The organism is Pseudomonas azadiae, from assembly GCF_019145355.1.
Taxonomy (GTDB): domain Bacteria; phylum Pseudomonadota; class Gammaproteobacteria; order Pseudomonadales; family Pseudomonadaceae; genus Aquipseudomonas; species Aquipseudomonas azadiae.
In genome coordinates this window covers 472,878-499,545 of record NZ_JAHSTY010000001.1, presented here as the reverse complement: position 1 = coordinate 499,545, position 26,668 = coordinate 472,878, and the positions used below count along the sequence as shown (strand labels likewise).

24 protein-coding genes and 1 pseudogene are annotated in these 26,668 nt (G+C 61.9%); 11 read left to right on the top strand and 14 right to left on the bottom strand.

Annotated features, from left to right (window positions below):
• Positions 1 to 20: 20 nt before the first annotated feature.
• The 3 genes and pseudogenes from aroQ to KVG91_RS02335 form a co-directional block, all read right to left on the bottom strand.
• A complete protein-coding gene (aroQ, locus tag KVG91_RS02345; RefSeq protein WP_169376036.1) occupies positions 21 to 476 on the bottom strand; it encodes a type II 3-dehydroquinate dehydratase in 456 nt (151 codons plus the stop codon).
• 416 nt (positions 477 to 892) lie between these two features.
• Positions 893 to 1,408, bottom strand: a pseudogene (locus tag KVG91_RS27910) (methyl-accepting chemotaxis protein); the annotation flags it as partial.
• Positions 1,409 to 2,907: 1,499 nt separating this feature from the next.
• Positions 2,908 to 4,578 (bottom strand): response regulator, encoded by a 1,671-nt coding sequence (locus tag KVG91_RS02335; RefSeq protein WP_169377647.1) that lies wholly within the window; start codon positions 4,576 to 4,578, stop codon positions 2,908 to 2,910.
• Positions 4,579 to 4,877: 299 nt separating this feature from the next.
• On the opposite strand from KVG91_RS02335, the gene KVG91_RS02330 reads away from it, so the two are divergent.
• The 4 genes from KVG91_RS02330 to speA all read left to right on the top strand — a co-directional run bounded on the left by KVG91_RS02330 (position 4,878) and on the right by speA (position 9,001).
• Positions 4,878 to 5,945, top strand: coding sequence for a DUF2333 family protein (locus KVG91_RS02330; RefSeq protein WP_076954497.1), 1,068 nt, complete (start codon positions 4,878 to 4,880; stop codon positions 5,943 to 5,945).
• A gap of 2 nt (positions 5,946 to 5,947) precedes the next feature.
• The gene (locus KVG91_RS02325; protein WP_169377648.1) at positions 5,948 to 6,484 is read left to right on the top strand and encodes an NUDIX hydrolase; all 537 of its coding nucleotides are present in this window, start codon (positions 5,948 to 5,950) and stop codon (positions 6,482 to 6,484) included.
• Positions 6,485 to 6,572: 88 nt separating this feature from the next.
• Positions 6,573 to 6,944, top strand: a complete 372-nt coding sequence (locus KVG91_RS02320; protein WP_169377649.1) for a translation initiation factor Sui1 — start codon at positions 6,573 to 6,575, stop codon at positions 6,942 to 6,944.
• A gap of 143 nt (positions 6,945 to 7,087) precedes the next feature.
• Positions 7,088 to 9,001, top strand: coding sequence for an arginine decarboxylase (gene speA, locus KVG91_RS02315; RefSeq protein ID WP_169377650.1), 1,914 nt, complete (start codon positions 7,088 to 7,090; stop codon positions 8,999 to 9,001).
• Positions 9,002 to 9,126: 125 nt separating this feature from the next.
• Here the strand turns inward: speA and KVG91_RS02310 are convergent, their stop codons facing one another.
• Together KVG91_RS02310 and KVG91_RS02305 are read right to left on the bottom strand one after the other, a co-directional pair.
• Entirely contained in the window at positions 9,127 to 10,470 is a 1,344-nt protein-coding gene (locus tag KVG91_RS02310) for an MATE family efflux transporter (RefSeq protein ID WP_169378371.1), read from the bottom strand.
• Positions 10,471 to 10,539: 69 nt separating this feature from the next.
• The gene (locus tag KVG91_RS02305; RefSeq protein ID WP_169378370.1) at positions 10,540 to 10,833 is read right to left on the bottom strand and encodes a hypothetical protein; all 294 of its coding nucleotides are present in this window, start codon (positions 10,831 to 10,833) and stop codon (positions 10,540 to 10,542) included.
• Positions 10,834 to 11,069: 236 nt separating this feature from the next.
• Between KVG91_RS02305 and KVG91_RS02300 the strand changes: the two genes are divergently transcribed.
• The 5 genes from KVG91_RS02300 (at position 11,070) to KVG91_RS02280 (ending at position 15,595) form a co-directional block, all read left to right on the top strand.
• Positions 11,070 to 11,378 carry a MazG-like family protein gene (locus tag KVG91_RS02300; RefSeq protein ID WP_169378369.1) on the top strand — a complete coding sequence of 103 codons (309 nt, stop codon included), beginning with the start codon at positions 11,070 to 11,072 and terminating at the stop codon, positions 11,376 to 11,378.
• A complete protein-coding gene (locus KVG91_RS02295; protein ID WP_169378368.1) occupies positions 11,371 to 12,120 on the top strand; it encodes a methyltransferase in 750 nt (249 codons plus the stop codon). Before KVG91_RS02300 ends, KVG91_RS02295 begins: the two co-directional genes overlap by 8 nt.
• Before the next feature lie 24 nt (positions 12,121 to 12,144).
• Entirely contained in the window at positions 12,145 to 12,747 is a 603-nt protein-coding gene (locus KVG91_RS02290) for a DUF4136 domain-containing protein (protein ID WP_169378367.1), read from the top strand.
• A gap of 45 nt (positions 12,748 to 12,792) precedes the next feature.
• The gene (locus KVG91_RS02285) at positions 12,793 to 13,350 is read left to right on the top strand and encodes a DUF4136 domain-containing protein (RefSeq protein WP_169378366.1); all 558 of its coding nucleotides are present in this window, start codon (positions 12,793 to 12,795) and stop codon (positions 13,348 to 13,350) included.
• Between the two features lie 289 nt (positions 13,351 to 13,639).
• Positions 13,640 to 15,595 (top strand): pilus assembly protein TadG-related protein, encoded by a 1,956-nt coding sequence (locus KVG91_RS02280; protein ID WP_169378365.1) that lies wholly within the window; start codon positions 13,640 to 13,642, stop codon positions 15,593 to 15,595.
• Here the strand turns inward: KVG91_RS02280 and KVG91_RS02275 are convergent.
• The gene (locus tag KVG91_RS02275) at positions 15,592 to 18,318 is read right to left on the bottom strand and encodes a PAS domain-containing sensor histidine kinase (protein WP_169378364.1); all 2,727 of its coding nucleotides are present in this window, start codon (positions 18,316 to 18,318) and stop codon (positions 15,592 to 15,594) included. The genes KVG91_RS02280 and KVG91_RS02275 overlap by 4 nt on opposite strands.
• On the bottom strand, positions 18,315 to 18,758 hold the full coding sequence (locus KVG91_RS02270; RefSeq protein ID WP_169378363.1) for a TadE/TadG family type IV pilus assembly protein: 444 nt from the start codon (positions 18,756 to 18,758) through the stop codon (positions 18,315 to 18,317). Before KVG91_RS02270 ends, KVG91_RS02275 begins: the two co-directional genes overlap by 4 nt.
• A 72-nt stretch (positions 18,759 to 18,830) precedes the next feature.
• Here KVG91_RS02270 and KVG91_RS02265 point away from each other — a divergent pair, with 72 nt between their 5' ends.
• Together KVG91_RS02265 and KVG91_RS02260 are read left to right on the top strand one after the other, a co-directional pair.
• On the top strand, positions 18,831 to 19,280 hold the full coding sequence (locus tag KVG91_RS02265; RefSeq protein WP_169378362.1) for a prepilin peptidase: 450 nt from the start codon (positions 18,831 to 18,833) through the stop codon (positions 19,278 to 19,280).
• Positions 19,281 to 19,406: 126 nt separating this feature from the next.
• Positions 19,407 to 20,195, top strand: coding sequence for a response regulator transcription factor (locus tag KVG91_RS02260; protein WP_169378361.1), 789 nt, complete (start codon positions 19,407 to 19,409; stop codon positions 20,193 to 20,195).
• Here KVG91_RS02260 and KVG91_RS02255 read toward each other — a convergent pair.
• From KVG91_RS02255 to KVG91_RS02225, 7 genes are read right to left on the bottom strand one after another with little or no spacing between them, the layout of a single operon-like run.
• A complete protein-coding gene (locus tag KVG91_RS02255; RefSeq protein ID WP_169378360.1) occupies positions 20,192 to 20,461 on the bottom strand; it encodes a DUF3613 domain-containing protein in 270 nt (89 codons plus the stop codon). The genes KVG91_RS02260 and KVG91_RS02255 overlap by 4 nt on opposite strands.
• Positions 20,461 to 21,183: a tetratricopeptide repeat protein gene (locus KVG91_RS02250; RefSeq protein ID WP_169378359.1), complete on the bottom strand. Its 723-nt coding sequence runs from the start codon at positions 21,181 to 21,183 to the stop codon at positions 20,461 to 20,463. Before KVG91_RS02250 ends, KVG91_RS02255 begins: the two co-directional genes overlap by 1 nt.
• A 22-nt stretch (positions 21,184 to 21,205) precedes the next feature.
• Complete coding sequence (locus KVG91_RS02245) at positions 21,206 to 22,093, bottom strand: type II secretion system F family protein (RefSeq protein ID WP_169378358.1); 888 nt, start codon at positions 22,091 to 22,093, stop codon at positions 21,206 to 21,208.
• A 1-nt stretch (position 22,094) separates the two neighbouring features.
• Complete coding sequence (locus KVG91_RS02240; protein WP_169378357.1) at positions 22,095 to 22,976, bottom strand: type II secretion system F family protein; 882 nt, start codon at positions 22,974 to 22,976, stop codon at positions 22,095 to 22,097.
• A gap of 10 nt (positions 22,977 to 22,986) precedes the next feature.
• Positions 22,987 to 24,255 (bottom strand): CpaF family protein, encoded by a 1,269-nt coding sequence (locus KVG91_RS02235; protein ID WP_169378356.1) that lies wholly within the window; start codon positions 24,253 to 24,255, stop codon positions 22,987 to 22,989.
• A complete protein-coding gene (locus tag KVG91_RS02230; RefSeq protein WP_217894861.1) occupies positions 24,252 to 25,445 on the bottom strand; it encodes a pilus assembly protein in 1,194 nt (397 codons plus the stop codon). Before KVG91_RS02230 ends, KVG91_RS02235 begins: the two co-directional genes overlap by 4 nt.
• Positions 25,442 to 26,659, bottom strand: a complete 1,218-nt coding sequence (locus tag KVG91_RS02225; protein ID WP_169375528.1) for a type II and III secretion system protein family protein — start codon at positions 26,657 to 26,659, stop codon at positions 25,442 to 25,444. Before KVG91_RS02225 ends, KVG91_RS02230 begins: the two co-directional genes overlap by 4 nt.
• Between the last annotated feature and the right edge of the window lie 9 nt (positions 26,660 to 26,668).

Genomic DNA, 26,668 nt, shown 5'->3' with positions numbered 1-26,668 from the left:
CATCAACTCCCAAGGGTCGGTCAGGGGCGCTTGGCCGGTTGTTCAAGCTGTTCCAGGGCGGCCTCCAGGGCCAGTCGGTAACCGCTGGCGCCAAGGCCGCAGATCACTCCTATCGCTACGTCGGAGAAGTAGGAGTGATGGCGGAAAGGTTCACGTTTGTGCACGTTCGACAAATGCACTTCGATGAATGGGATGCTCACCGCCAGCAACGCGTCACGTAATGCAACGCTTGTGTGCGTGAAAGCGGCAGGATTGATCAGGATAAAGTCCACGCCTTCGCCGCGCGCGGCATGGATGCGATCAATCAATTCGTACTCGGCATTGCTTTGCAGGTAGAGCAGATGGTGCCCGGCTTCACGCGCCCTGCGCTCAAGATCGAGGTTGATCTGATCCAGGGTGACTGCCCCGTAGACGCCCGGTTCACGGGTGCCGAGCAGGTTCAGGTTGGGTCCGTGAAGAACCAGTAAGGTCGCCATCGGCTGTTCCTTGTTATTGGTGTGGGTACGGCAGAACCCGGCGACTATGCCGCAAAGCCTTTGTGACTGTCCAGTTCTATGCAGTAGGCGGCACGATTAGCGAGGATTGCGCAAAGTATGTGACCAAGTAGTTGGATCTGGTCACTGGTAATACGGATCAGAGTACACAGGAGATCAATGTGGGAGCGGGCTTGCTCGCGAAGGCAGTATGTAGTGAGCGGGCTTGCCCCGCGCTGGGCTGCGGCCCCAATAAAGACACCTCCGACCTCCAGGTAGAACCGAGTCGCCTGGTTTGGGGCGGCTTCGCCACCCAGCGCGGGGCAAGCCCGCTCACTACAGGCCGCATTCGCGAGCAAGCCCGCTCCCACATTTTGATCGCCACATGGGTCTGGATATTCGTGAGCGAGGTGATCGCGTCAGACGCGAAAGGCCTGCACCGCCGTGTTGAGCTGCCCGCCCAGCACCAGCAGGTGTTCACCCTGGCGCCGGCCCTGGCCGATACGCAGCAAATTGTCTTCACCCAGCTGGTGAATTCTTTCACTGTTATCGCGAATCTCACTCACCGCGCCGCTCTGCTGCGCCGTCACATCGGCAATCCGCACGGCCGTGTCGGAAATGGTCCGGATCGCCCCGACGATTTCATCCAGCGCACCGTCCGCCGCCTGCGCCTGCTGGGCGGTGGCTTCGGCGTGTTCGACCTGGGCGCGCATGCCTTGCACGGATTGGTGCGCGGCAGTTTGCAGGCCGGCGATCAGGCCTTGGATCTCGGCCGTGGCGCCGGCGGTGCGTTGTGCCAGGGAGCGGACTTCATCGGCCACCACCGCAAAGCCACGCCCGGCTTCACCGGCGCGCGCGGCTTCGATGGCGGCGTTGAGCGCCAGCAGGTTGGTCTGGTCGGCGATTGAACGAATCACCGTGAGCACACCGCCGATGGTGGCGGATTCCTCGGCGAGTTTTTCGATCATCTGCGCGTTCTGCTGTACTTCGCCGACCAAGGCATGCAGCCCGGTCAAACTCAGGCCGATCACCCGCTGGCCTTGTTCCACCGCCTGCCCGGCGCTGCGGCTGGCGCCGGCGGCGTGGCTGGCGTCACCCGCCACTTGCTGGATGGTCGCTTCCAGTTCGCCCAGCGAGTCACGGATCTGCGCGGTATCCCCGGCCTGGCGTTCGGCGCCGTCATGCAGGCCGCTGCTCAGTTCGGCAAGGGCGCGGCTGCTGCCGGCGACTTCTTCGGCGTTGCCGCGAATGGTGCCCACCAAGTCCACCAAATAGGCACGCAAGCGGTTCAGGGACGCTTCGATATCGCGCAGCTCGCGATTGGTCTTGCCCAAGGCAATCGGCTGGCTGAAGTCGCCTTCGGCCCAAGTCGACAGTGCCGGGGCCAGGTTGGTCAGCACCCGTGCCAGGCGCCGCTGCAGCGTGTCGATCAACAGCGCGATCAGCAGAATCAAGCCGATCATCACGCCCTGCATCAGGCGCACTTCGCCCTGGATAATGCCGTGCTGGGCACGCACCACCGGTTCAAGGCCGGCGATGGCCTCTTGCACGGCGTTGATTTTCAGGTGGGTAGCGGCGGCCAGGTCGGCGCGTTTCTGGATCTGCTCGCGCGTGCGATTGAGTTCCGCGGGGTAGCGGGTCAGCAGTCCGTTGAGCTCGCGCTTGAGATCGACCCCGCTGTCCTGGGCTTCGGTTTTTTCGGTGTTTTCCAGGCCCATCAGCGCGGAAAAATCATCGGCGCCGGATTCGTTTTTCGCCTTGACGCCCAGCAACGGCAGTTGTTCCAGCAGGTCCGCCTGGCTGCGGATATTGCCGACTTCACGTTCCACATCAGTGGCGAGCTCCGCGCGCCCGCTGCTCACCAGTTTGTCGCGGGCCAGGGACAGTTTGCCCAAGTGCTGGGACGCGGTCAGCAGCGGTGGCAGGTAGCGTGCGGCTTCGGCGGAATTGACGCCAATGGCGTACTGGCTCAGTTGCTCCAGATTCGCGCCCAGTTCGCGTTCGGCCTGCAGCAGCAGGGCTTGCGGGTCGCCAGCGAGCTTGCCAGCGGCCAGCAAGTCGGTCTTGCTGAAGCCGTCAAGGTCTACCAGGCTGGGGCGCAGGTTTTGCGCGAGGTTTGCCGGCAGTTCATCCAGATCGTGCAACAGGCCTTCCAGGCTCTGGCTGGCGCTGCTCAGGCGCAGCGCATCGCCGCTGGCCAGGTAGTCGTCGATATTGCGCGCGGCCTGGTTCTGGAACGTCTGCGACAGCCCCAGGTAACGTTCCATCAGTAGATAAGGCCGCTCCAGCGCCCGTTGCGACCACCACAGCGTCGCCCCCAGCGCCAGGCACACGGCCACCAGAAGAAGGGTATTGAGATTGGTCAGCAGCTTCAGGCGCATGCGTGGTTTCAACCGACAGCAAAAGATAAGGGCCTGAAGTTATTGCGTTTCCATTACAGCGTTATGACTGAATCAGTCGATTCCGATGAAAAGATGGCACTTTGACTTGATCTGCGCGCCGCGTGTACGCGATTGCGTCCGGCGTGCTTGGCGCGGTACAGCGCTTCGTCGGCCTGGGCCGCCATCATCAGGCTGTCGGAACCGTCGCACAGCTCCACCAGCCCGGCGCTGAAGGTGCACCACAGATCCTGAGGCTGCGCCGGGTAATGGATTTCGGCAAAGCGACCGCGGATTTCGTCCAGCACCTGGCACGCCGATTCCAGGTCGGTGTCGGGCATCACAATAGCGAACTCTTCTCCGCCGTAGCGCCCGATATAGTCGGTCTTGCGCAGGCGTTGCTTGAGAAACAGCGCCAGGCTCTTGATCACGCGGTCGCCCATGGGGTGGCCGTGGCTGTCATTGACCCGCTTGAAGTGGTCGATGTCGAGCATGGCAAAGCTCAACGGCTTGTTTTCGCGGCGTGCGCGAAAGCTGCAGTCTTCGAGCAATTGCAGGATGTGGGTGTGGTTGTACAGGCCGGTCAGGCTGTCGCGCACCATGCGGGCCTTGAGGTTGCGCGCACGCGCGGCGCGGTTGCGCACGGTGGTGATCAGGTGGCGCGGCTTGATCGGCTTGGTGAGGAAGTCGTCGCCGCCTTCGCTCATGGCGTCCAGTTGCTTGTCCAGATCGTCTTCGGCCGACAGGTAGATGATCGGCACGCTGACGTAACGGTCGTTGTGCCGGATCACCTTGGCCAGTTCGGTACCGGTGCAGGCGGGCATGTACATGTCGAGGATGATCAGGTCGGGCTGGAAGTCCGCCAGTTCCGCCATGGCCTGGATCGGTTCGATCAGCGTGCGGGTGACGATGCCGGCGCTGTTGAGCAGTCGCTCGGTGTGCAGGGCCTGGGCTCGCGAGTCGTCGATGATCAGCACTTTATACGGCTCGTACTGGGCGATGCAGGTCAGCACTTCGATTTTTTCCAACAGGCTGGACGCTTCCAGGGTGCCGGTGAGAAATTCCTGACCCCCGGCGCGCACGGCGGCCAGGCGGGTGGGCGTGTCGGTTTCATGCAGGCTGAAGAACAACAGCGGCAGCTTGTGCTCGAGGCCCTCCTGGGCCTGCGTAGCAAGTTTGAGGCCCAGGCCTGGGCCGCAAAAATCCACATCCATCACAATGGCCGAAGGCAAACGCTCGGCCATCGATGCATGAAACGCCGCCACGCTGCCCAGGGACTGGGCGCTCATGCCAAAGAATTCCAACTGTTTGGCCAGGCGCTCGGCACGGTTGTGATCGGCCAGCATCACGTAGATCGGCTTACGCATCGGCGGCAGCGAGGTATGCTCCAGCTGGTCGCCCTGGCGCAGGCCGGTGCGCGACAGTCGCTGCATCAAGCGGTTGAGTTCGGTGATCAACTGGCTGCTCAGGCGCCCACGGTTCTCGTCTACCGCCTTGAGGGCCTCGCCGATATGCTGCGCCAACTGGCCGTGCTCGGGCTGTTCGAAACGCTCGGCAAAACGCAGCAGGCGCACATTGGCCTCGCTGAGTTCGCTGAGGTCTGTGCCGGACCATTCGCTGCGTTGCAGGCGCTGCCAGATCTCAAGAATTTGACGTGCCTGATGAATTACCCGCTGGGCAAAGTGCTGCTTGAGACGCTCACGGCTGGGGTCTTCTGGCTCGGTCATATCCTGACTACTAGTTAGGGTGCATGCTGAGGTCGACTGATGGCTCTATGCTAGCACCTCTTTTCCCCCGGATGAGTGCCACGCGTCAATAAACTGCGTATTCCGTAGCATTCAGTTGCTGACTGGAGGGTCGCGCGGCGTAAAAAGCGTGCATTCTTTATAGTCCATAGCCCACCGTGTGCCAGTTTGCCGAAAAGCCCCGCATGGGCGGGCACGATGGGGTAGGGTTGTGGTCGGAGTGTTTGAACGCACGCCATCAATTCAAGTGCATGAACTCAAGTGATTGAAAGGATATCGCCATGCTGGACTGGAAAAACCGTGCAGGCAGTGCCAAAGGCCCCGCGCCTGAGCCCAAGTCGGCCAACCGCAGCTATTTGCGCAACTTGCTGATGAGCCGGGCGTTGCTGAGCGTCATCGGCCTGTACCTCTTGGTGACCGGCGCTCTGGGCTGGTACTGGAGCGAAGAACCCGCGTTGTTTCCGGTCCAGCAAAACGCGCAGATCGCCGCCGAGAAAGACGGCAAGCAGATGGTGGTGGGTTTCACCACCGTGGAAACCCTCAAGACGGTGATGGGCACCCTGCTGCACAAGCCCGGTGGCTACATTGCCAACGACCGCTTCCCGCCAGGCTTGTGGATGGACAACATGCCGAGCTGGGAATACGGCGTGCTGGTGCAGGTGCGCGACCTGACCCGTGCCCTGCGTAAAGACTTCGCCCGCTCCCAATCGCAGTCGGCCGAAGACGCCGACTTGGCCAAGGCCGAGCCGCGCTTCAACTTCGACAACAAGAGCTGGGTGCTGCCGTCCAGCGAGTCGGAATACCAGGAAGGCATCAATTCCCTGAGCCGCTACGAAGCGCGCCTGTCCGACCCGAACCAGCGCGGCGCGTTGTTCTACGCCCGTGCCGATAACCTCAATAACTGGCTGGGCGACGTCGCCACCCGCCTGGGTTCGCTGTCGCAACGCCTGTCGGCCAGCGTTGGCCGGGTAAAGCTGAACACCGCACTTAAAACCGAAGCGCTGGCGCCGGGTGAGGTGCCCCAGGTCGATGAAGAAGTGGTAGAAACCCCATGGATGCAGATCGATAACGTGTTCTACGAAGCCCGTGGCCAGGCGTGGGCGTTGTCCCACCTGCTGCGTGCCATCGAAGTCGACTTTGCCGACGTGCTGGCCAAGAAAAACGCCACCGTCAGCGTGCGCCAGATCATTCGTGAGCTGGAAGCCTCGCAGGAACCGGTTTGGAGTCCTATGATTCTCAATGGCAGTGGCTTCGGCGTACTGGCGAACCACTCGCTGGTGATGGCCAATTACATTTCACGGGCAAACGCTGCAGTGATCGACTTGCGTCAGCTCCTCAACCAGGGTTGATGATGGACGCTACTCCAAAGGAGGCCGCACACCGCGCGGCTTCCGACGCTGAACTGATCCAATGGGTCGACGAGCACGACAATCTGCTGGGCACCCTCGTCCGGTCCGCCCTGCGCGAGCGCGGGCTTATCGGCCGCTGCACCTTTATCTTCCTGTTCAACTCCAAGGGTGAGCTGTGTGTGCATCGGCGCACCCTGAGCAAAGCCCTGTATCCAGGTTTCTGGGACACGGCGGCGGGCGGGATGGTCGCGGCGGGGGAAACCTATGCCGAGTCGGCGGCCCGTGAGCTTGAGGAAGAACTTGGCGTAAGGGGAGTGGAACTGACCGAGCATGACCATTTCTTCTTCGAAGACGGCGACAGCCGGCTTTGGTGCAGGTCTTACTCCGCCCTATGGGACGGACCACTGTGCCTGCAACCCGAAGAGGTCATGGAGGCGCGCTTTTTACCGATTGAAACGGTCTTGAGCGAGGTGCAGCAAAAGCCTTACTGCCCGGACGCTCAAGAAGGCCTGCGGCGTTATCTGGCGTTGCGTCGCTAAAGTTGCATGAAATGGCGCCATTTGGCCCTTAGCAACTTGGCTTTTTGCCGTTACACTGCGCCACTTTTCATCCCCTAGAGGATTGCCGGTGGCCAAGAAAGCCGCATCCTTCGCCGCCCTTGGTGGCCTGGTATTTTCCACCGACGCAGGTCGACACTGCCCGGACTGCCGTCAGCCCGTGGATGCGTGTACCTGCAAACAGACCCTGATCCCCGAAGGCGACGGTATTGCCCGCGTGCGCCGCGAAAGCAAGGGCCGTGGCGGCAAGACGGTGACCACCATCACCGGCGTGCCGCTTGCAGAAGATGCACTGAAGGAACTCGCCACCGCGCTGAAGAAGCGCTGTGGCACCGGCGGTGCGTTGAAGGACGGGGTTATCGAGATCCAGGGCGATCACGTCGAGTTGCTGTTGGCCGAGCTGATCAAGCTCGGTTACAAGGCCAAGAAGTCCGGCGGCTGAAAGCCTCTTCCCAGCCAGTGTCTAAACTCTGTCCCGCGTGTGGGGTCCTACCTTGCACGCAGGCAAATCGTCATTTTCATTCTTTAGACTGCGCCAGCCTCCGCGAGAGGTGGCGCCTTCGCCTTCATTTATAGGGGACTTCGATGTCCGTACGACGCACACGCAAAGACGATGGCAGCCAATGGACAGTTGCGGACAGCCGCAGTGTTTACGGGATTCGCCATTGGGGGGCCGGGTATTTTGCGATCAATGAAGCCGGTCGCGTAGAAGTCCGTCCGAACGGCCCGAACAGCACGCCGGTCGATCTGTACGAGCAGGTCGACGCGCTGCGCAAGAGCGGCCTGTCCTTGCCGCTGCTGGTGCGCTTCCCCGACATCCTGCAAGACCGTGTACGCCAACTGACCGGTGCCTTCGATTCGAACATCGCGCGCCTGGAATACCAGAGCAAATACACCGCGTTGTACCCGATCAAGGTGAACCAGCAGGAAGCGGTGATCGAGAACATCATTGCCACCCAGAACGTCTCCATCGGCCTGGAAGCCGGCTCCAAGCCTGAGCTGCTGGCCGTATTGGCCTTGGCCCCGAAGGGCGGCACCATCGTCTGCAACGGTTACAAGGACCGTGAGTTCATCCGCCTTGCGCTGATAGGCCAGAAGCTCGGCCACAACGTGTTCATCGTGATCGAGAAAGAATCCGAAGTCGGGCTGGTGATCGAAGAGGCCGCCAGCCTCAAGGTCAAGCCGCAGGTCGGCCTGCGCGTGCGTTTGTCGTCGTTGGCATCGAGCAAGTGGGCGGACACCGGTGGCGAGAAGTCCAAGTTCGGCCTGTCGGCGGCGCAGTTGCTGTCGGTGGTCGAGCGCTTTCGCGCGGCGGGCCTGGACCAAGGCATCCGTTTGCTGCACTTTCACATGGGTTCGCAGATCGCCAACCTGGCCGACTACCAGCACGGTTTCAAGGAAGCCATTCGTTATTACGGCGAACTGCGCAACCTCGGCCTGCCGGTCGACCACATCGACGTGGGCGGCGGCCTGGGTGTGGACTACGACGGCACCCACTCGCGTAACGCCAGCTCGATCAACTACGACATGGACGACTACGCCGGCGTGGTCGTGGGCATGCTCAAGGAATTCTGCGACGCGCAGAGCCTTCCGCATCCGCACATCTTCTCCGAAAGCGGCCGCTCGCTGACCGCCCACCACGCCATGCTGGTGGTGCAAGTGACGGACGTCGAGAAACACAACGACGAAATCCCGACCATCGAGAACAAGGAAAGCCTGCCGGAAACCGTGCAATGGCTGGTGGACCTGCTCGGCCCGACCGATATCGAGATGGTCACCGAGACCTACTGGCGCGCCACGCACTACATGAGCGACGTGGCCACTCAGTACGCCGACGGCAAGCTGACCCTGGCTGAAAAAGCCCTGGCCGAGCAATGCTACTTCGCCGTATGCCGCCGCCTGCACAACTCGCTCAAGGCCCGCCAGCGCTCGCACCGCCAGGTGCTGGACGAACTCAACGACAAGCTGGCCGACAAGTACATCTGCAACTTCTCGGTATTCCAGAGCCTGCCGGACACCTGGGCCATCGGCCAGGTATTGCCGATCCTGCCGCTGCACCGCCTGGATGAAGAGCCGCTGCGTCGCGCCGTGTTGCAAGACCTGACCTGCGACTCCGATGGCAAGATCAAGCAGTACGTCGATGAGCAGAGCATTGAAACCAGTTTGCCGGTGCATGCCTTGAATGAAGGTGAGGACTACTTGCTGGGCATCTTCCTGGTCGGGGCCTATCAGGAAATTCTCGGCGATATGCACAACCTGTTCGGTGACACCGACTCGGTGAACATCTACCAGCGCGAAGATGGTTCGGTGTACAGCGCAGGGATCGAGACGCACGACACGATCGAAGACATGCTGCGCTACGTGCATTTGTCGCCGGAAGAGCTGATGACGCATTACCGCGACAAGTGTGCGAGTGCGAAGATCAGTGCCAGCGAGCGTACCCAGTTCCTGGATGCGTTGCGTTTGGGCCTGACGCGGTCTTCCTACCTGTCCTCGTAAATGAAGTAACCTCGGATCAAATGTGGGAGCTGGCTTGCCTGCGATAGCGGTGTATCAGACAACAATCTTTTGCTGACACACCGCTATCGCAGGCAAGCCAGCTCCCACAACTTGACCTTGTTTCTTCAGTTATTGCCTAGCCACAGCCCCTGCCGATTCAACCGCCAGGCAATCGCCCAGAGCGTCAAACTGCGCACCGCCATAAACAGCAGGAAGGTCATCCACAGCCCGTGGTTGCCCAACCCCTGCAACGCCCAGGCGATGGGCAGCACCAGAACCACCGTCAACAGCATCCCATTGCGCATCTCCCGCGCGCGCGTCGCGCCGATAAACAACCCGTCCAGCAAGTAACTCCACACCGCAATCAATGGCAACACTGCCAGATAAGGCAGGTAGAGGTCGGCCGTTGCGCGCACGCTGGGGATATCGGTTTGCATGGCAATAAACAGATGGCCAGCCAGGGTGAACAGCAGCGCAAAGCCGACGCTGGCGATCAACGACCAGCCGCCCGCCACCACCAGCGAGCGGCGCAAGGCGTGGCGGTCATGGGCGCCAATGGCGTGGCCGCACAGGGCCTCGACCGCATGGGCTAGCCCGTCCAGTGCATGGGCGGTCAACAACAGGCCGTTGAGCAGCAAGGCATTGGCTGCCACGGTCGCATCGCCGAGGCGCGCGCCTTGCAGCGTGATCATGAAAAACACCGATTGCAGCGCGAGGCTGCGGATGAAGATGTCGCGGTTGACTGCCAGCAGCGGGCGCCAGCTTTGCCAGCGTTTCAAGGCTGCCCAGGCGATATGGCCGGGGTAGGCGCGCAAGGCTTTTTGCGTCAGCCCCAGGCCGAGCAGGGCGCCGGTCCATTCGGCGATCACCGAGGCGCGTGCGGAGCCGACCACGCCCCACTCCAGGCCCAGCACAAACCACAGGTTCAGGATGATGTTGACCAGGTTGGTGGTCAACAGGATCGCCAAAGGCGCGCGGGCGTTCTGCGTGCCGAGGAACCAGCCGACCAGCGCGTAGCTGGCCAGGGCGGCGGGCAGGCCGAACAGGCGGGTATGGAAAAAATCCTGGGTCAGTTGATTCAGTTCGGGGGAGGGCTGCATCCACTCCAGGGCCAGATGGCTGAGTGGAATGCCGATGGTGCCGAGCAGCATCGCCAGTCCCAGCGCCAGCAACAGACCTTGCAAGAGGATTTGCCGCAGTGCGGCACCATCCTTGCGCCCGGCTGCCTGGGCGGCGAACCCGGTGGAGCCCATGCGCAGGAAACCCATGGCCCAGGCCAGAAAGGTATACAGGCTCGCCCCGACCGCCACGGCCCCCAGTTGGTGGGCGTGGGGCAGGTGACCGATGACCATGCTGTCCACCAGGGCCACCAGCGGCACGGAGATATTCGACAGGATCATTGGCGCGGCCAGCGCCCACACCCGGCGGTGGGTGGGGCGGTGGCGCCAGTCGGTGAGTAAGGTGGGCATGCGGGCTCCTTGGGGGAGCGGCAGTGTACCGGCTTCAGCGACGCCGCCGAACCCCTGTGGAAGGGGCCGCTAGTGGACGACCCAACTGAGCAGCCACAGGCCGAGCAGCAACCAGATGATGCCCATGATGACCGAGGCGCGCATGAAGGCGCGAACGGCCGAATACAGGAAAAGCAGGCCGATGATCAGGGTGATGATGCTGATGATGGACGTATCCATGCCCAGGGTGCGCGACAGACCTTCGACGAAGTTACTGCCGGCGTGGGTCAAGGCGCCGAAGAGTCCGCTGAGCCCGTCGACGATAAAGCGGATGACGGAACCGAGCGCCTGGCCCAACCATTCGAAAAAACTTTCTACCTGCATGTGTGTGTCCTGATGAGAGGGTGGGCGTGTCTGTGTCTTTGGTTGTTATTGCAACAGGCTAGTTCCCTGCAAGCATAGAGGTTGCTCGCCTGAATTTGCGATTAATCATTCGAGGGGCTTAACGGTCGATTGTGCGAGTTGGCTCGCCTGCAATAGCGACCTCATGGCCACCACCGCTATTCACTTGCCTTCAACGCCCAACCCCCCGAAGCTATACCCCTTCAGGAGCTCACCGCATGAACCTCGAACACCTCACCGAACGCCTGCACCGCATCCGCGATACAAACCACTGGAAGCGGTTCCACAGCCCGAAAAACCTGGCCATGGCCGCCAGCGTCGAAATGGCCGAGCTGGTAGAAATTTTCCAATGGCTGACCGAAGACCAGTCGCGTCAGCTACCTGCGGATAAACTCGCCCACGCGGGGCAGGAAGTCGGCGATATCGTGCTGTACCTGCTGTTGCTGTGCAGTGAGCTGGGCCTGGACATGAATGAAGTGGTCAGCGCCAAACTGACCGACAGCGAACGGCGGTTTACCCATGAGTGATCGTCATTTCGACCAACTGGCCACGCGCTTCGCCGAGAAGATCTACGGCGGTGCCAAAGGCGCCATCCGCCTGGCGGTGCTCCAGGCGGACCTCACCGAAGCCTTGCCGCGACGTCCATTGCGCGTGCTGGATATCGGCGCGGGCCTGGGCCACATGTCGTTGTGGCTGGCCGAACAAGGCCATGATGTCACCCTGGCCGAGCCTGCCGAACCGATGCTTGAGGGGGCGCGGCAACGCTTCGCTGACGCCGGGCAAACCGCCACCTTTATCCACGCGCCCTGGCAAGACCTGCTCGGCCAGCTCACCGAGCCCTACGACCTGGTGCTATGCCACGCCGTACTGGAATGGCTGGCCGAACCCCATGCAATCCTGCCGGTGCTGCACCAACTCACGTTGCCCGGCGGCTGGTTGTCGCTGGCGTTCTATAACCGCGATGCGCTGATTTATCGCAACCTGCTCAAGGGCCACTTCCGCAAGATGCGCAAGAATGACATGGCCGGCGAAAAGCAGAGCCTGACGCCGCAACAACCGCTCGACCCACGTGAATTGGCGGCGCAACTCGACGGCCTCTGGCAGGTCGAAAGCCAAAGTGGTGTGCGGGTGTTTCACGATTACATGCCGGTGGAATTCCAGGCCCGCGCCGATTTGCAGGACCTTGTTGAGATGGAGCTCGCTCACCGTCGTCACCCAAGCTTTGCCGGGCTTGGGCGTTATTTGCACTGGATCTGCCGTCCGGTTTAAGCGGTCCAGTCTGCGGAGGTCGAAATGCGTCGTCTCTGTTTGATCCTGTTATCCCTGGGGTTGGCTGCCTGTTCAAGCCCCAACCCGTATGTCGCGGCATCCAAGCCGATCCCGCCGGCGCCGCCCCAGGCCGCCACCACCTTTGATGCCAGCGCCTACCCTGCGCCGGTGCGCGACTACGGCGCCTATCGCAATTGGGCCTGGCGCAACGGCCAACTGCCGGCGGGTACGGCCTGGGCAGACTCTGCGCAAGTTGCCGAAGCGGTCAGCGGCGCCCTTGACCAGCGCGGCCTGCGCCCGCGGCACGACAACCGCCCCGCCGACCTGCTGGTCAGCGCCGACGTGCGCCAGGAAAAACGCCTCAGGCAAGTGCGCGATGACTACGGCTACGGTTACGGCGGCTACAACCGCTATAACAATGGCTACGGCATGTACAACTCGATGCCGATCGTGCGTACCTACGAAGTCCAGGTCGTGGTGGTTCGTGTCGATCTGTTCGATGGCCGTACCGGTCAGCCGGTGTGGAGTGCCAGTGCGGAGACGGGCAGCCAGGGAAGTCTCAGCGAACGGGGAGACGCTTTACGCCAGGCGGTGCAAAAGGCAATGACGGCGTATCCTCCCCGTTAACAGCTATTCTCATTTCAAGCGCGGGTCGCGTTGTGGAGGAAAACCATGTTTCGTCGTATCGCTACGCTTGCCGTTGTAGTGCTGCTGGGCGGTTGCCAGACCAGCCAGGTCAACCACGATTATGATGCCAGCCGGGATTTCGGCGCCTACCGCAGTTGGGCCTGGAAAGACCCGGCCCTGCAATATCGCCCGGATGACCCGCGCATCAAGAGCGACCTCACCGAACAGCGCATTCGCCAGGCCGTGAGCGAACAGCTCGACCAACGCGGCTTGCGCCCCGCAGCGCCGGGTACCAAGGCCGACTTGAACGTTCAGGCCTACCTGATCGTCGAGGACCGCCAGCAACAGGTCACCACCAACTATGGCGGTGCCTGGGGCGGGCCATGGAATGGCTATTGGGGCGCACCGATGTACAACGAAACGCGCAACATCACCTACAAAGTCGCCACCCTGCAGATCGACCTGCTCGACGGCAAGGACGGCAAACTGGTCTGGCGCGGCAGCGACGAGCAAATGATGGCCAGCTCGCCGAACCCACAGGACCGCGACAACGCCATTCGCACCACTGTCACCCGCGTCCTCTCCAGCTATCCACCCCGCTAAGACCCTCACCCATTATTTGGGAGCTGAGAAGCAACGTGTAGTGAGCGGGCTTGCCCCGCGCTGGGGGGCGAAGCCGCCCCAAACCAGGCGACCCCGGCCTAGCTGAAACACGGCGGTGTCTTTATTGGGGCTGCTTCGCAGCCCAGCGCGGGGCAAGCCCGCTCACTACAATAAGGCCAGCTTCCACAGGGCCTCCGTCAGTCGTCAAATCTGGCAAGTGGCCGGCGCAGCCTCCAAGCCTTGTCTACACTCCAACCAACTACGGAGAGTAAGCGCTAAGGAGTGCCTGATGTCTCCCCGACTTGGTTCCAGGCAGCGTGGTGCAATTGGCTTGATGGCGGCAGGCACCTTGGCGGTGGCCCTGGTGTTCGTGGTGCTGACGGTGGACAGCGGCCGCCTCTACCTGGAAAAACGCAAATTGCAGTCCATCGCCGACACCTCGGCGCTGGAGACCGCCAGCCGTGGCGGCTTGTGCAGCCCCACCCATACAGCCAACAACTACGCTCTGGAGAACGCCGCCCGCAACGGCTTCACGGTGGTCGCGGGCGACGCCAGCCGTGGCCTGTCGGTGACTTGCGGCACATTGCCGACCAACGCAAACAATATCCGCGTCTTTACCCCGGATGCCACCAAAAGCGAGGCCGTGCGCGTGGTCGCGACACGCAGCGTGACGACCAGTATCGCCACCGGTATCTGGAATATGTTCAGTGCCACCCCTGCGCCGGCGCAAACCGTCCTGAGCGCGACGGCTGTGGCCGCGTATGCCCCGCCGGTGGCGCAGTTGACGATTCGCAGCAATCTGGGCGCCATAGACTCAGGTAAGTCGGATGTCTTGAACTTGGTCATTGGACGCCTCCTGGGAGGCAACCTGTCGCTTACCGCTGCGGGCTGGAACGGGTTACTTGGCACAAACGTGAATTTGCTCGGCTACTTGGACCAATTGGCGATCAAGTTGAACGTAAAAGCGGGTGATTACGATACGTTGCTTAAAACGGCAGTATCCGCCAATGAGCTGATCGAAGCTGCTGTGACGGTTTTGCAAAAGAACGGCTCGGTGGCAACGGCCATCATCAATGACGCGGTCAAGATCCAGGCAATTACGCCCAGTACCAAGCTGCTGACCGTAGGTGATTTGCTAAAAGTTGCGACGGGCACACCGGCTGCTGCGTTGAATACCAATGTTCAGTTGTTTCAATTGCTGGAGACCGTTGCTCAACTGTCCAGTAGCAAAAACGCGTTGAACGCCGCGACGCAACTGAATGTACCGTTGATAGGCAATGTCTCGGTCCAGACCAAGGTCATTGAGCCACCGCAGTTGTCGGCGATTGGTAACCCTGTATTAGCCAAAGCGGGGCTGTCAAAAACCCCGCCGACGGATCAGATTTTTGTGCGCACGGCACAAGTGCGTACCTTAGTGTCTATTCAACTGCCGGTACTCAAGGGGGTGAGTGCGCTCACGTCTGCTGTTTCGGCGCTGACGACCCCGGTTACAGGTGTAGTGAATAATTTGTTGCAACTCAAGCTGGTAGGGCTACTCGATCCGCTTTTGTGTCTGGTTCTGAAACCTTGTGACCGTACCGATCTTGAGCTGTTGACTGGCTTGGACATCAGCATTGAAGTCGCAAGTGCAAAATCTTATGTAACGGACTTCAGTTGTGCGAGCAATGCGACGAAGTCACTGACTGTGCAGGTAGGTACGGCGCTGGCGGACGTATCCGTCGGGAAAGTTGATTCTGCGCAGGCATTCTTCTCTGCGGCGCAGGCCGTTGTTCAGCCCGTTGCGTTGGTGGATATCGGGGTGCAGACATGTGCGGGGATTTTGGGATGTGCGCCGCGTAAGGCAGGTGCTGGAGGCAGTCTGTCGTTATCCGTTGTGCATGCGAATGTCGGTGGAAGCAGCCAAAGCCTGACTTTTTCGCCCGTTAACGAAATGAATCAGGCTCCAACCTATAAATCAGCCCTCCCAGCGTCAAACGTTGTAGGCGGTCTGGTCAATACTTTGGGCGGGACTCAGGTGTCCTACGTTCCACCGCCCGGCAAGACACCGAGCGGGGCCCTATCCAGCGTCTCGGGTTTGCTTGCAACCATCACGAATACATTAGCAACGGCGATAAAAAGTATTCTGTCGCCGTTGCTGGATCCGATTGTTAATGGACTGCTCAGCGCGCTTGGCATCAATTTAGGCAACGCCGAAGTCGGCGCCAACCTCAGTTGCCATATGGGCCGCGCCTACCTGGTGATCTAGATCACCGGCAACTCCACACAAAACCTCGCCCCGTGCTCCCCGTTGGCGACGCTCAAGCGTCCGCCCATGTTTTCCACGATCCCGTAGCTCACCGACAACCCCAGCCCCGTGCCCACGCCAATCGGCTTGGTGGTAAAGAACGGTTCGAAGATCCGCTCCAGCAACCGTGGATCAATGCCCGGGCCGTTATCCTCCACCCAGATGCGGATATGACGGCTGTCATGCTCGCAATGCATCGCGATGCACGGGCGGAACGCCGGATCGGTGTCCCGTTTGGTCAACAGCGCGTCACGGGCATTGACCACCAGGTTGATCAGCACCTGCTCAAGCTGATCGACGTAACCCTTGACCTGTACCGCAACGTCCGCTGGCGCGATACGTAACTCCACACCCTTGCCGCGCAGGCCTTCGCCGAGCAGCGACAGCATGCCTTCCACCGCCTGCGCCGGGTCGAAGGGGTGTTGTTCGATCTCTGAACGGCGGCCGAATACGCGCATGTGGTCCACGACGCGCGTGGCGCGCTGGACCTGGGCGTCGATGCGCTGCAGTTTTTCGGTGAGGTAGTCGGCCTGCGCATCGCCGCTGCTCACGCGCTTGAGCATGTTGACGATGGCCATGCGCATCACATTCAGCGGCTGGTTGATCTCATGGGCCAGGCCCGTGGCCATTTCACCCAGGGTGGCCATCTTGGCGCTTTGGGTCAGCTGTTGCTGGGAGCGCCGAACTTCGGTGTTGTCGCGTCCCACCGCCTGTATTTCCACCAGCCGGCCTTGTTCATCGAACACGCCACGGTCCGACCAGACCCACCAGGCATGTTCGCGGCCAGGCAGTTCCAGGCTGATTTCGGCGGTGCTGACCGGAAATTCAACGGTCAATTGGCCGATGCGTTGCACAAAGGCCTGGCGTTGTTCGTCGGACAGCCAATGGCCCAGGTTCAGCCCCGGCAGTTGCGCGGGCAGGCATTCCAGGTGGTTGGCCAGCGGGGTGTTGCCGAAGGTCAGGGTCAAGTCCGGGCGGTAGCGGCAGATCATTGCCGGGGAGTCCTCGACCAGAATGCGGTAGCGCTCTTCGCTTTGTTTGACCTGCTCGGCGGCGAGTGTTGCCTCGGTGACATCCAACCATAACCCGACCGCTTCGAGCGGCAAGCCGAGGTCATCGCGCAGTAACTTGGCTTCATCCAGCAGCCAATGGTACTGACCCTGTTTATCGCGCAGGCGATAGCGGCTTCGCACCGCGCCTTCTCGCAACAGCTGGCGGGTGCGTTCGAAGTAAAGGTCGCGGTCTTCGGGATGAATCAGGGAGGCCAGGCTGTCGTGGTTGCAGTCGGCCAATGTCCAGCCCAGCAGCGGTAACAGGCTGTCGCTGAAGAATGCCGGGTGCAGGGCACCGTTGACGTAGCGCTGCACATAGATCACCGCCGGTGAGCTGGCAATAAGGTTGTCCAGGCGTGCATGGGCGGCCGCGGCTTGCGTTTGCTGGTTCTTGATGTCGCTGATGTCGAGCATGAAGCCGATCCAGCGCCGGTTGTCGCCCACGCCCAGCACTTGGCCCTGTACGCGATACCAGAGCGGGTTGTGGTCGGCGTCGTTGCGTTGCAGGCGCACGCTGGCCAGCAGCGGTTTGCCCAGGGTTTGCAGGTCGTGCAGGCGACTGCCGAGTTCCTGGCGATCGGCGGGGTGGATCAGTTCCAGCCACTGGCTTAGCGTCTGGGGGCTCGGCCCATCCTCCGCACCGAGGCTGTGCAGTAACTGCGGTGCGAGCTGGATTTCATGGGTGTTCGGCAGCAGCTCCCACCAGCCGGTGCCGAGCAGCCCTTGCAGGGCTTCCATGCGCTCGAGCTGGCGGTGATAGCGCTGTTCGCGCAAGCGGCTCAGCAGCGGGGCGGCGAGGGCGGCAGTGAGGTTCAACCAGTCCCGTTCGCTGGTCTGCGATTGACCACTAAAGAAGCCGCAAAGCAGCCAGGCGGCGACGCCCCGGCTGTCGCGATACGGCACCAGGAGCCCATCGGCATTGCCGAAAATACCGTGCAGGCGCGGGTTGTCGCTACGCGCTTGGGCCAGGCTCAGCGGCGCGATGCCGTTGGCGCTGTCCAGGCAGGTGCCGAGGGCCTGGCCGGTCTGCCACAAGGCGGGGGCATCGTGGGCCGCGTAGTGGCTGTAGATCCGCCAGCCCAGGTCTTCTTCATCGAGCAACGCCAGGGCGATGCAGGGGACTCGCCAGCGCTGCGCCAGGCTGCGCAGGTGCTCGTTGAACACATCGGGCACACGGGGCAGGCTGCACACCCGTAGCTGCTCGCTCATCTGGCACGCCAGTTGGTGATTCTGCTCTCGGTGCTGGGCCAGTTGGCGGCCGGCGAGCAAGTCGCCAACGTCCTGCAGGCGCAGGCACCAGCCGGCACCCTCGGGTTCGATCCAGCCCCGGGTATGCAAGACCTGACCGGCAACCCCCTGGAAATCCAGGTCCAGGCTCTGGTGTTGCCAGTCGGCGGGGCTGCCTTCGATGCTCAGGGCGCTGCCGGCGCACAGCAGTTCACGCAGCAGCGGCCGGGGTTCGCCCACCGCCTGCGTCGCGAGTTGTGAGCGCAGGGTGCCGCTGATGGTCAGCACGTGGCCCAGGGGATCCAGTTGCAGGTGCAGTCCTGGCGTGGGCACGCCCGGTGGGACGAGAGGCGTGGCGCTGGTGCGGCCGAGCAGGCGCCCGAAAAGTTTATCCGCCGAGGTCAAAATTGGAGACTCGAACGGGCAGTCAGGTTGGCCGGCAGGTTCGGTACGGGGCCTATGCCTGGGACCACCAACGTCGGGAACACCGAATGCAGGCGGGTGGTGGGGTAGGAGATGGTGACGGTCAGCGTGGTGCCGTTGTAGGTGGCGCTGATCAAGTCTTCGGTGAATTGGAAGCTGGGTGGAATCCAGTCCAACTGCAGGATCGCCGTCGTCTTGGCGCGGTTGGCCACCTGCGTGCCGTAGGCGGTGCCGGCGGCCACCGGGTCCACCGACATGGCCTGGCGCACGGCCTCCGCTGCCGCCTGGTTGAACGACTGCATCAACAACATCGGCAGGCTGTAGCTGATCAACCCATAGAACACTGCAAAAAAGATCCCGAAGACCAGGGCGAACTCAATCGCCGCGGCACCTTTTTGTTTTCTAGGGAGGCTTGTTTTCATGACGGCGTCTACCCTGACGGCTACTACTGGATATCAGCATAGAATCAATCAGCGAAAAGGGATGTTTTTTACGTGATTCATGGCGTGGTGATACTGCTCTGGCTGGGACTGTGTGCGTCGCAGGATATCCATCAACGGCAAATTGCCAACGGCTTGACCCTGGGAGCAGCGCTGCTGGCGTTGATCTACCTGTCATGGGTGGGCGCTACCTGGCTGGGTGCGCCCGGCAGCGAAGGCGGCTGGGCGTTTGCCGTGGCGCTGTTGCTGACCTTGCCCGGTTATGCGCTGGGCCGCTTTGGTGCGGGCGACGTGAAATTGCTGGCCGCCCTGGCCCTGGCCAGTAGCCTGGATGCATTGTTGTGGTCGTTGATCGGTGCCGCCGTGTTCCAAGGCGCCTGGGTCCTTATCCGTCAAAGGTTTAGCGGGCGTCGAGGCGAGGCGGCCAGGCAAGCGTCAAAAAAACAGCCTTTTGCACCCTTTGTATTGACAGGGTTTGCGCTGTATTGGGTTTGGATCCATTAGTCGACCAGCGGCTCTAGCGCTATGTACAGAGTCAGAAAGTCCGTCTACGTTTATTGGGCAGATGTATAGGATTTTTCGTTAAAAGGGATAGGTCAACCTGTTGACTTTGCAGACATGGAGTTGCGTGTGAACAAGCTTACCTCGGCGGTAAAAGTGCTCGTGGTCGACGATCAGCCGTTGATTGTGGAAGAGCTCTGTGAATTTATTGAAAGCAACGGTTATCGCTGTGTGCCATGTGAGTCCAGCCGGCACGCCTTGCAGCGTTTTGGCGAAGACACCGACATTGGCCTGGTGTTGTTGGACCTGCACATGCCGGACATGGACGGCATCGAACTGGTGCAGGCCCTGCAGAAGGTGGCGGGCAGGGCGCGGGCGTTCGAGGCGATCATGCTGACCGGGCGTGCCGATAAACAGGATGTGATAAAAGCACTGCGCGCGGGGATCTCGGATTACTACCAGAAGCCGATCAACCTCGATGAGTTGCTCGAAGGCCTGCAGCGCCAGGAAGCGGCATTGGAGGAGCGGCAAAAAGAGCTGCAACTGGGGCGTTTGAACCAGAAGTTGCAACACCTCTCTGAATCCATCAATGACCTGTATCAGGACCTCGACAAAGTGCGCCGCAGCCCAAGCGCCGGCCAGGCGGAGAATGGCGAGCCGGTCGCCGAAGAAGCAAGGCCGGGGCAAATCCCTGGGATCTTCACGAAGCTGTCACCGCGCCAGCTGGACGTTGCACGCCTGGTGGGGAAGGGCCAGACCAACTATCAGATCGCCTGTGAGCTGGGGATCACCGAAAACACCGTCAAGCTGTATGTGTCCCAGGTGTTGCGCCTGACCCACATGCACAACCGCACCCAATTGGCATTGGCCTTGGCACCTAACCATCCGGCAATGGCCCAGCGGGTGACGGCGCACTAATTGCTGCCGCCGCCCGCCGATGCCCCGCCGACTGCCTGGTCGAAGAACTCCGGAATCGGATGTTTGTTGCTGTCCAGCCAACGCTGCAAGGCCTGTTCGCGTTCCGCGGGCGTGGTTCTTTGCGGCGTCGGCGAAGCCGCACGCCCGTTGACTTGCAACGTCAGCCAGTTTTCCGTCTCGGCTTGCTGCGCGGATGACGGGCCCGGTTCGATGGCCAGTGCGCTCAATGGCAGCAGCGCCAGGCCGACAAGGTAATGTGCTTTCATCACTCACTCCTCACTTGATGAATTATCGACCGTGCAGCGCTGACCGCCGCCACTTTGCGCGCCGCCGCACCGATACCCTGTAGCTGCTGCGCGCGGGCCTGGGCCTCGGTGACTTGCTCGGGGCTCAGGCCCATCTGGCTGACCACTTTTGCCGCTTGGCCCCAGTCGTCTTGATAGATCAACAGCGTCACCAGGTTGACGGCGGCCAGCGGGTCGCCCTGCTTGAGTTCGATAGCGGTCATGAATTCAAAGCGCGCGTCTTCCACGCGCAATTGGTTGAGGTACACCACGCCCAGGTCATTGCGGATTTTTTCGTCAGTCGGCGCCAGCCGCGCCGCCCGCTGCAGATGAGTCATGGCCAGGCCGTTGTCGCCCTTGGCCGCCGCCAGTTGCCCCAAGCCATGCTCGCCCTCGGCGGTCATGCAGGTGCCGAGCAGGCTGCGGTACAACGGCTCGGCCTCGCTGCGCCCGAGCAGGCGGTAGTTGCGCGCCTTGCGCTGTCGCACCTGGGGCAAGGCTTCGGGCAGGCTTTGCAGGTTGGCCAGGCTGGCGTGCAGCTTGCCTTCATTGGCCAAGTCATCGGACAGGTTGAGCGCCAGTTCCTGGTCCGAACCTGGTTTGGCGCAACTGCCGGATGAGGTCAGCGCGGCCCAGGGGGATTGGCCGTTTGTGGCGCAGCCGCCGAGCATCAGCAGGGCCAGGCCGGCAATCAATACTTTCATCAATCTCTCCTCAAAGGTGGCCTCAAAAATTGCTCAACGCGCGCGCGATGCCGATAAAGGCCGGGCCGCCAAGCACGATCAGCAAGGCGGGGAACAGAAACACCATCATCACCACCGACATTTTTGCCGACATCTTCGAGATGTACTCCTGCAGGCGGGTCAGGCGCCGGTCGTCGAGCAGTTGCTTGAGCGCCAGCAAGGATTTCATCGCGCCGCCGCCTTGCTGGATCAGCTGCTGCAGGATGATGCAGGTGTCAGTGAATTCATCCACTTCCAGCAAGCGCGCCGTCTTGCCCAGCTCTTCGCTCAGTTCCAGCCCGGAATCGACCCGCGCCAGGATCAGGCGCAGTTCATGGGTGAGCGCGGGGAGCAAGCGCTGGGCTTCGTTGCCCAGTACGCGCAGCGATTGTTCAATCGCCATGCCCGATTCGAACAGGATGCGCAGCAGCGGGATAAAGGTTGAGATCTCTTTGGCAATGGTCTGCTGGCGATGTTTGGCGGCTGCGGCAAGCACACGTTTGGGCAGCAGGTAGCCGATACCCAGGGCAAACATCGGGGCAATCCATGCAGGGTCCGCGTGAGGAAACAGCAATCGCTGGCCAATCAGGGTCAGGCCCAGCAGCACGATCGGCAAACCGATCTGGAAGGCAGCGAACAGCGAGCGCTGGTTGGCCTTGCGCCAACCGACGCGGTTCAGCAGGGTCTGGGTTTCGTTGTCCAGGCTGACCGAGCGCTGCGCCAGGGTGCTGCCGCCCAGTTGGCGCATGAACGTGCCGAGCTTGTCACCCGCCGCCATCTGCCCTTGCAAGCGTTCAGCCACCCGGCGCTCGCGACGGCGCCTCTCAAGCAACTGGCCGCCTACCAACACCAGGGCGGCAAGCAACATCAGGACGCTGGCGAGCAGGGCCATTTCAGACGCTCCTCAGCATGCGCCACATCACAAAAGTACCCCCGAGGTCCATGGCCAGTGCGCTGAACAGCATGAGGCGCCCCGTGTCGTCGTTCCACATGGTCATCAAGTAGCCAGGGTTGACCACCATGAAGTAACCGACGATCAGCACCGGCAGCCCGCCGAGCACGTAGGCGGTCATGCGCGTTTCGCCGGTCATGGCCTTGAGTTGACGGGCGCCCTGTTCCCGCTCGCGAATCATTTTGATCAGGTTTTCCAGCAGCTCGCTGGCGTTGCCGCCGTAGCGATGGTTGACCTTGAGCCCCAGGGCGAACAGACGAAATTCGTCGCGCTCAAAGAACTCGGCGAAATCGCTGACTGAATCCGGCAGGCTGACCCCCATGCGCACGTTGCGCTGCACACGGCCCATGGCATCCTTGAGTGGGTTTTCAATACCCTCGATGCCGCCCAGTACGGCATCGGCCAAGGTCCGACCGGATTTGAGGCTGCGTACACTGTGGTCCAACAGTTGTGGCAGCTGCTCGACCATGCGCTGTACGCGGCGCTGGTAACGCCAGGCTATATACAAGCGCAAAACCAGCGGCGGCCCCACGGTCATCGCGACCAGGCCCAGTCCGTCGGCAAGCAGCCAGCCGAACAGCACGCCAACCACCCAGAGACTCAACCACAGGCCCAGGCGGTCCGTGGGTTTGCCGAGCCCGGCGCGTTGGAACATAAGCTCAAGGCCTGTCCATGTCGTGGCGGTTTCCTGTTTCACTGGCTGGCCGAGGCCGAGGCGCTCCAGCACACGGTCCGTGCGAGCTTTACGCAGGCCATGCTGAAGCTGCCAGAACGACAAGCCGATCAGCAGCAGGCAGATGAGCAGCAACACCGGTCCCGTCATCATCTGCTCCCTAGGACTGCAAGGCCGACTCGCGGCGCAGTTTGTCGCCGGCCGGGTTCAGGGCCTCGCGCAGAAAACCCACACCGGTGCGCCGGTCCAGACGGAACAGGGTATTGGTGACATACACGTCGTCGCGCACGCCGACCACTTCCACCACCTCGCTGACACAGCGGCGGCCATCGGGCATGCGCGTCAGTTGGATGATCACGTCCAGCGCGGCGCAGATCATCTGGCGCAGGGTTTTCTCCGCGATCACGCGACCCGTCAGGCCTACCAGGGTTTCCAGGCGCAGCAGCGCGTCCTGGGCATTGTTGGCGTGCACGGTGCTCATGGAGCCGTCGTGGCCGGTGTTCATCGCCGTCATCACGTCGAGCACTTCCACGCCCCGGATTTCGCCGAGAATGATGCGGTCCGGGCGCATCCGCAGGGCGTTGCGGATCAAGTCGCTGGAGCGCACTTCGCCGTGGCCTTCGGCATTCGGCGGGCGGGTTTCGAGACGTACCACGTGCGGGTGGCCCAATTGCAGTTCGGCGACGTCCTCGATGGTCACCAGGCGCTCGTGGGGGTTGATCAACTGGCTCAGAATATTCAGCAAGGTGGTCTTGCCGGTGCCGGTACCACCGCTGATCAGGATGTTGCAGCGCTTGCCCACGGCATGCTGGAAGAACTCGAAAATGTTCTGGTCGATGGTCTGCATGGCGACCAGATCACTGCTCTTGAGCATGTCCTTGCGAAATTTTCGAATCGACAGGCACGGCCCGTCCAGGGCAATCGGCGGGATGATCGCGTTGACCCGGCTGCCGTCGGGCAAGCGCGCATCCACCATCGGCGAGGACTCGTCCAGGCGCCGACCCAATGGCGCGAGGATGCGTTGCATCACGCGCTCCACGTGGTGATCGTCGATAAAGCGCAGGTCACTCTGGTGCAGCAGGCCATCGCGTTCGACAAATACCCGGTGCGGCCCGTTGACCAGGATTTCGGTCACCGACGCGTCACGCAGCAGCACCTCCAGCGGACCGAAACCGGTGAGCTCGTCGACGATCTCTTCGGCCAGGCGCTCCATTTCATAGCGCGAGATCGCCAGGCGCATGCGCGTGATGTATTCGGACACCTTATCGATCACAAATTGCGCCAAGGTCTGGCGCGTGCCCTCGAGCAGGTTTTTACCCGACTCCTCGATGGCGTCGATGATGAAACGGTGCAGCACCAGTTTCAGCCCATCGTGATCGGTGTTACCGACGGCGCCGCGAGCCGGGCCACCAAACAGTTTTTCGTTCATTTTCTTGCTCCCAGGATGCGTTCAATCCAGCGCATCGAGGGTTTCGCAAGGCCCTCGGAGCGTTTTGCCAGGCGCTCGCCCAAGCTGCGTACGGCTTGGGACAAGGGTTCACGGGGCGCGAGGGCGAACAAGGTCTGGCCCTGGTTTTTCACGTTCAGGCGCAGCTCCGCGCTCAGGGGCAGTACGGCGACGCATTCGAGGCCGAAGCTTTTTTCGAGGGCGGCGGTATCAGGTGCGCAGCTTTTGATGTAGCGGTCCACCACCAGCCTGGCGTGCTCGAGGTTCATGCCCTTTTCGCGCCAGCGGTTGATTACGGCCAGGTTGCGACGGCAGTCCAGGACGTTCTGGTCGGTGCACCACAGCAGCTTGTCGCAGTGGCTGACAAAGGTGCGCAGCGCTTCGCTGTCGGGTTGCCCGGTGATATTCACCACGATGTGCTGGAAGTGTTGGCGCAGGGCGCTGAGCAGCATGAACAACTCGGCGGCGCTGGTGAGTTTGAGCGGCTCGTCACCGGTGGCGTACGCCAGGATGCGCAGCCCGTCCAGCGCGGTGGTGAACGCGCTGTTGATCAAGGTGGTATCGAGACGCCGCAAATGTCGCAATGCGTCACCGAAATTGAACGTGCTTTCCAGGCCCAGCAAGGCCAGGCTGTCACTGCGCGGCAGGCCCAGGTCGAGCAACAGCGTCTGCTGCCCGCGTTTCTGTACCACCAGCGCCAGGTGGGTTGCCAGCATTGCTCCATCGGCGTTGCTTTGAGTGCCAAACAGCACGGTCAGGCCGCCCAGTTGAGCGTTGTGCGCAACGGCGGGCAGGCGCTTGCTCAGGCGTCGCACCAGGCCGGCCACTTCGCTGGAGCGCGAGCCGTAGGCAACGAAGTCGCGGGCGCCGGCACGCATGGCGTTGAGTACCAGCTGGTTATCCATGCCATCGCCGAGGGCGACCACCGCGAGCATCGGCTTGGCTTCCAGGGCGCCTTCGATCAGCGCGCTCTGCGCCACCACGTTTTCCCGGTCCAGGCCGACAAACACCAGGCCGGCGAAGGTCACGTCCACCAGGGCGAGCAATTCGTCCAGGCTGCCGGTGCCGGCGCTGACGACCTGGCCAAGGGGAGCCAGTGCGCCTTGCAGCCACTCCAGGTCAGTGCTGTTGCGGGTGATGGCGAGGAAGGTCTGGCTCAGGCTATCGCTCATTGGGAAAGCCCGCTGCGCCGGTCGAAATTGCCGTTTTCGAGGAAGAACATCCGGTACCAGTTCGGGTCGTAGCTGCGCAGTTTTTCGCCGGGCAAGGACGGCAGCTGGGCATTGGCGGCCAGCGGCTGTACCAGGTGCGGGGTCACGATCATCAGCAATTCTTTTTCTTCGCGGCTGATAGTGGAGTCGCGGAAAAAAGCCCCAAGGATCGGGATATCGCCCAAGCCGGGAAACTTGCTGACGGTGGAGCGGTTGTTGGTGCTGATCAGGCCGCTGATCACAAAGCTTTCGCCATCGGCCAGGGACACGCTGGTGTCGGTGCGGCGCACCGTCAGGGCCGGCACCTGGATGCCCTGGATCTGCACCGCATTGCTGTAGTCCAGTTCACTGACTTCCGGCGCCACCTTGAGCGTGATGCGGTTGCGGTCGATCACCGTGGGGGTCAGTGTCAGGCGGATGCCGAATTCCTTGTATTCGATGGAAATGGTGTCGCTGCCGGCGCTGGGCACCGGGATCGGCACCTCGCCACCGGCCAGGAAGGTCGCGCTCTGGCCGCTCATGGCCACCAGGCTCGGGCGTGAGAGGGTGTAGGCGAAACCGCTGCGTTCCAGGGCGTTGATCATGGCCGAGACCCGGCCTCCGCCAAAACCGATGTTGAAGCTGTCCGGGCTCACCGGCAGTTTGAAGACGCCTTCGGAGGGCGACAGCAGGTTGGGGCTGCCGAGGAAAAAGTTGGTGCCCGTGCCCAGGAACCGGGTGCTGGCTTCCTTGAGCTTGGTGCGGCTGACTTCCACAAAGCGGATGTCGGTCTGCACCTGGCTGGGCAGCAGCGGATCTTCCGATGGCGACAGCGCCGGGCTGGTCAGCGCCGAGGTGGCCTTGCCCTTGACGAATACCATGCTTTGGCGCGGCGCGCTGGCGCAGGCGGTCCACACCATCAGGCTGGTGGCGCCGGACGAGACGCCGGTGAGCAGGAAGTGACGCTCGCCGTTGACCCGCACGTCGGCGATTTTCGGATCGCCGATGGCCAGGCGCGTAATTGCCACCGGCGACTGCAGCTCGTGTTGCAGGCCTTCTCCTACTTCGATCACTGCGGGCAACTGGCCGAGGGCACTGCAGTTGCCCGGCGCCGCCACGGCCATGCCGACCGTCAGGCTCGACAGAATCAAGGCCCAGGCCATGTGCGTGAAGAGGGGGGCATGGCGATGGCTCATTCAACGCAT

Bases quoted from the DNA above. Each gene is read 5' to 3' on its own strand.
- aroQ (WP_169376036.1), bottom strand. From the start codon at position 476: ATGGCGACCTTACTGGTTCTTCACGGACCCAACCTGAACCTGCTCGGC.
- KVG91_RS02335 (WP_169377647.1), bottom strand. From the start codon at position 4,578: ATGACCGAGCCAGAAGACCCCAGCCGTGAGCGTCTCAAGCAGCACTTT.
- KVG91_RS02330 (WP_076954497.1), top strand. From the start codon at position 4,878: ATGCTGGACTGGAAAAACCGTGCAGGCAGTGCCAAAGGCCCCGCGCCT.
- KVG91_RS02325 (WP_169377648.1), top strand. From the start codon at position 5,948: ATGGACGCTACTCCAAAGGAGGCCGCACACCGCGCGGCTTCCGACGCT.
- speA (WP_169377650.1), top strand. From the start codon at position 7,088: ATGTCCGTACGACGCACACGCAAAGACGATGGCAGCCAATGGACAGTT.
- KVG91_RS02310 (WP_169378371.1), bottom strand. From the start codon at position 10,470: ATGCCCACCTTACTCACCGACTGGCGCCACCGCCCCACCCACCGCCGG.
- KVG91_RS02305 (WP_169378370.1), bottom strand. From the start codon at position 10,833: ATGCAGGTAGAAAGTTTTTTCGAATGGTTGGGCCAGGCGCTCGGTTCC.
- KVG91_RS02300 (WP_169378369.1), top strand. From the start codon at position 11,070: ATGAACCTCGAACACCTCACCGAACGCCTGCACCGCATCCGCGATACA.
- KVG91_RS02295 (WP_169378368.1), top strand. From the start codon at position 11,371: ATGAGTGATCGTCATTTCGACCAACTGGCCACGCGCTTCGCCGAGAAG.
- KVG91_RS02290 (WP_169378367.1), top strand. From the start codon at position 12,145: ATGCGTCGTCTCTGTTTGATCCTGTTATCCCTGGGGTTGGCTGCCTGT.
- KVG91_RS02285 (WP_169378366.1), top strand. From the start codon at position 12,793: ATGTTTCGTCGTATCGCTACGCTTGCCGTTGTAGTGCTGCTGGGCGGT.
- KVG91_RS02280 (WP_169378365.1), top strand. From the start codon at position 13,640: ATGTCTCCCCGACTTGGTTCCAGGCAGCGTGGTGCAATTGGCTTGATG.
- KVG91_RS02270 (WP_169378363.1), bottom strand. From the start codon at position 18,758: ATGAAAACAAGCCTCCCTAGAAAACAAAAAGGTGCCGCGGCGATTGAG.
- KVG91_RS02255 (WP_169378360.1), bottom strand. From the start codon at position 20,461: ATGAAAGCACATTACCTTGTCGGCCTGGCGCTGCTGCCATTGAGCGCA.
- KVG91_RS02250 (WP_169378359.1), bottom strand. From the start codon at position 21,183: ATGAAAGTATTGATTGCCGGCCTGGCCCTGCTGATGCTCGGCGGCTGC.
- KVG91_RS02245 (WP_169378358.1), bottom strand. From the start codon at position 22,093: ATGGCCCTGCTCGCCAGCGTCCTGATGTTGCTTGCCGCCCTGGTGTTG.
- KVG91_RS02240 (WP_169378357.1), bottom strand. From the start codon at position 22,976: ATGACGGGACCGGTGTTGCTGCTCATCTGCCTGCTGCTGATCGGCTTG.
- KVG91_RS02235 (WP_169378356.1), bottom strand. From the start codon at position 24,255: ATGAACGAAAAACTGTTTGGTGGCCCGGCTCGCGGCGCCGTCGGTAAC.
- KVG91_RS02230 (WP_217894861.1), bottom strand. From the start codon at position 25,445: ATGAGCGATAGCCTGAGCCAGACCTTCCTCGCCATCACCCGCAACAGC.
- KVG91_RS02225 (WP_169375528.1), bottom strand. From the start codon at position 26,659: ATGAGCCATCGCCATGCCCCCCTCTTCACGCACATGGCCTGGGCCTTG.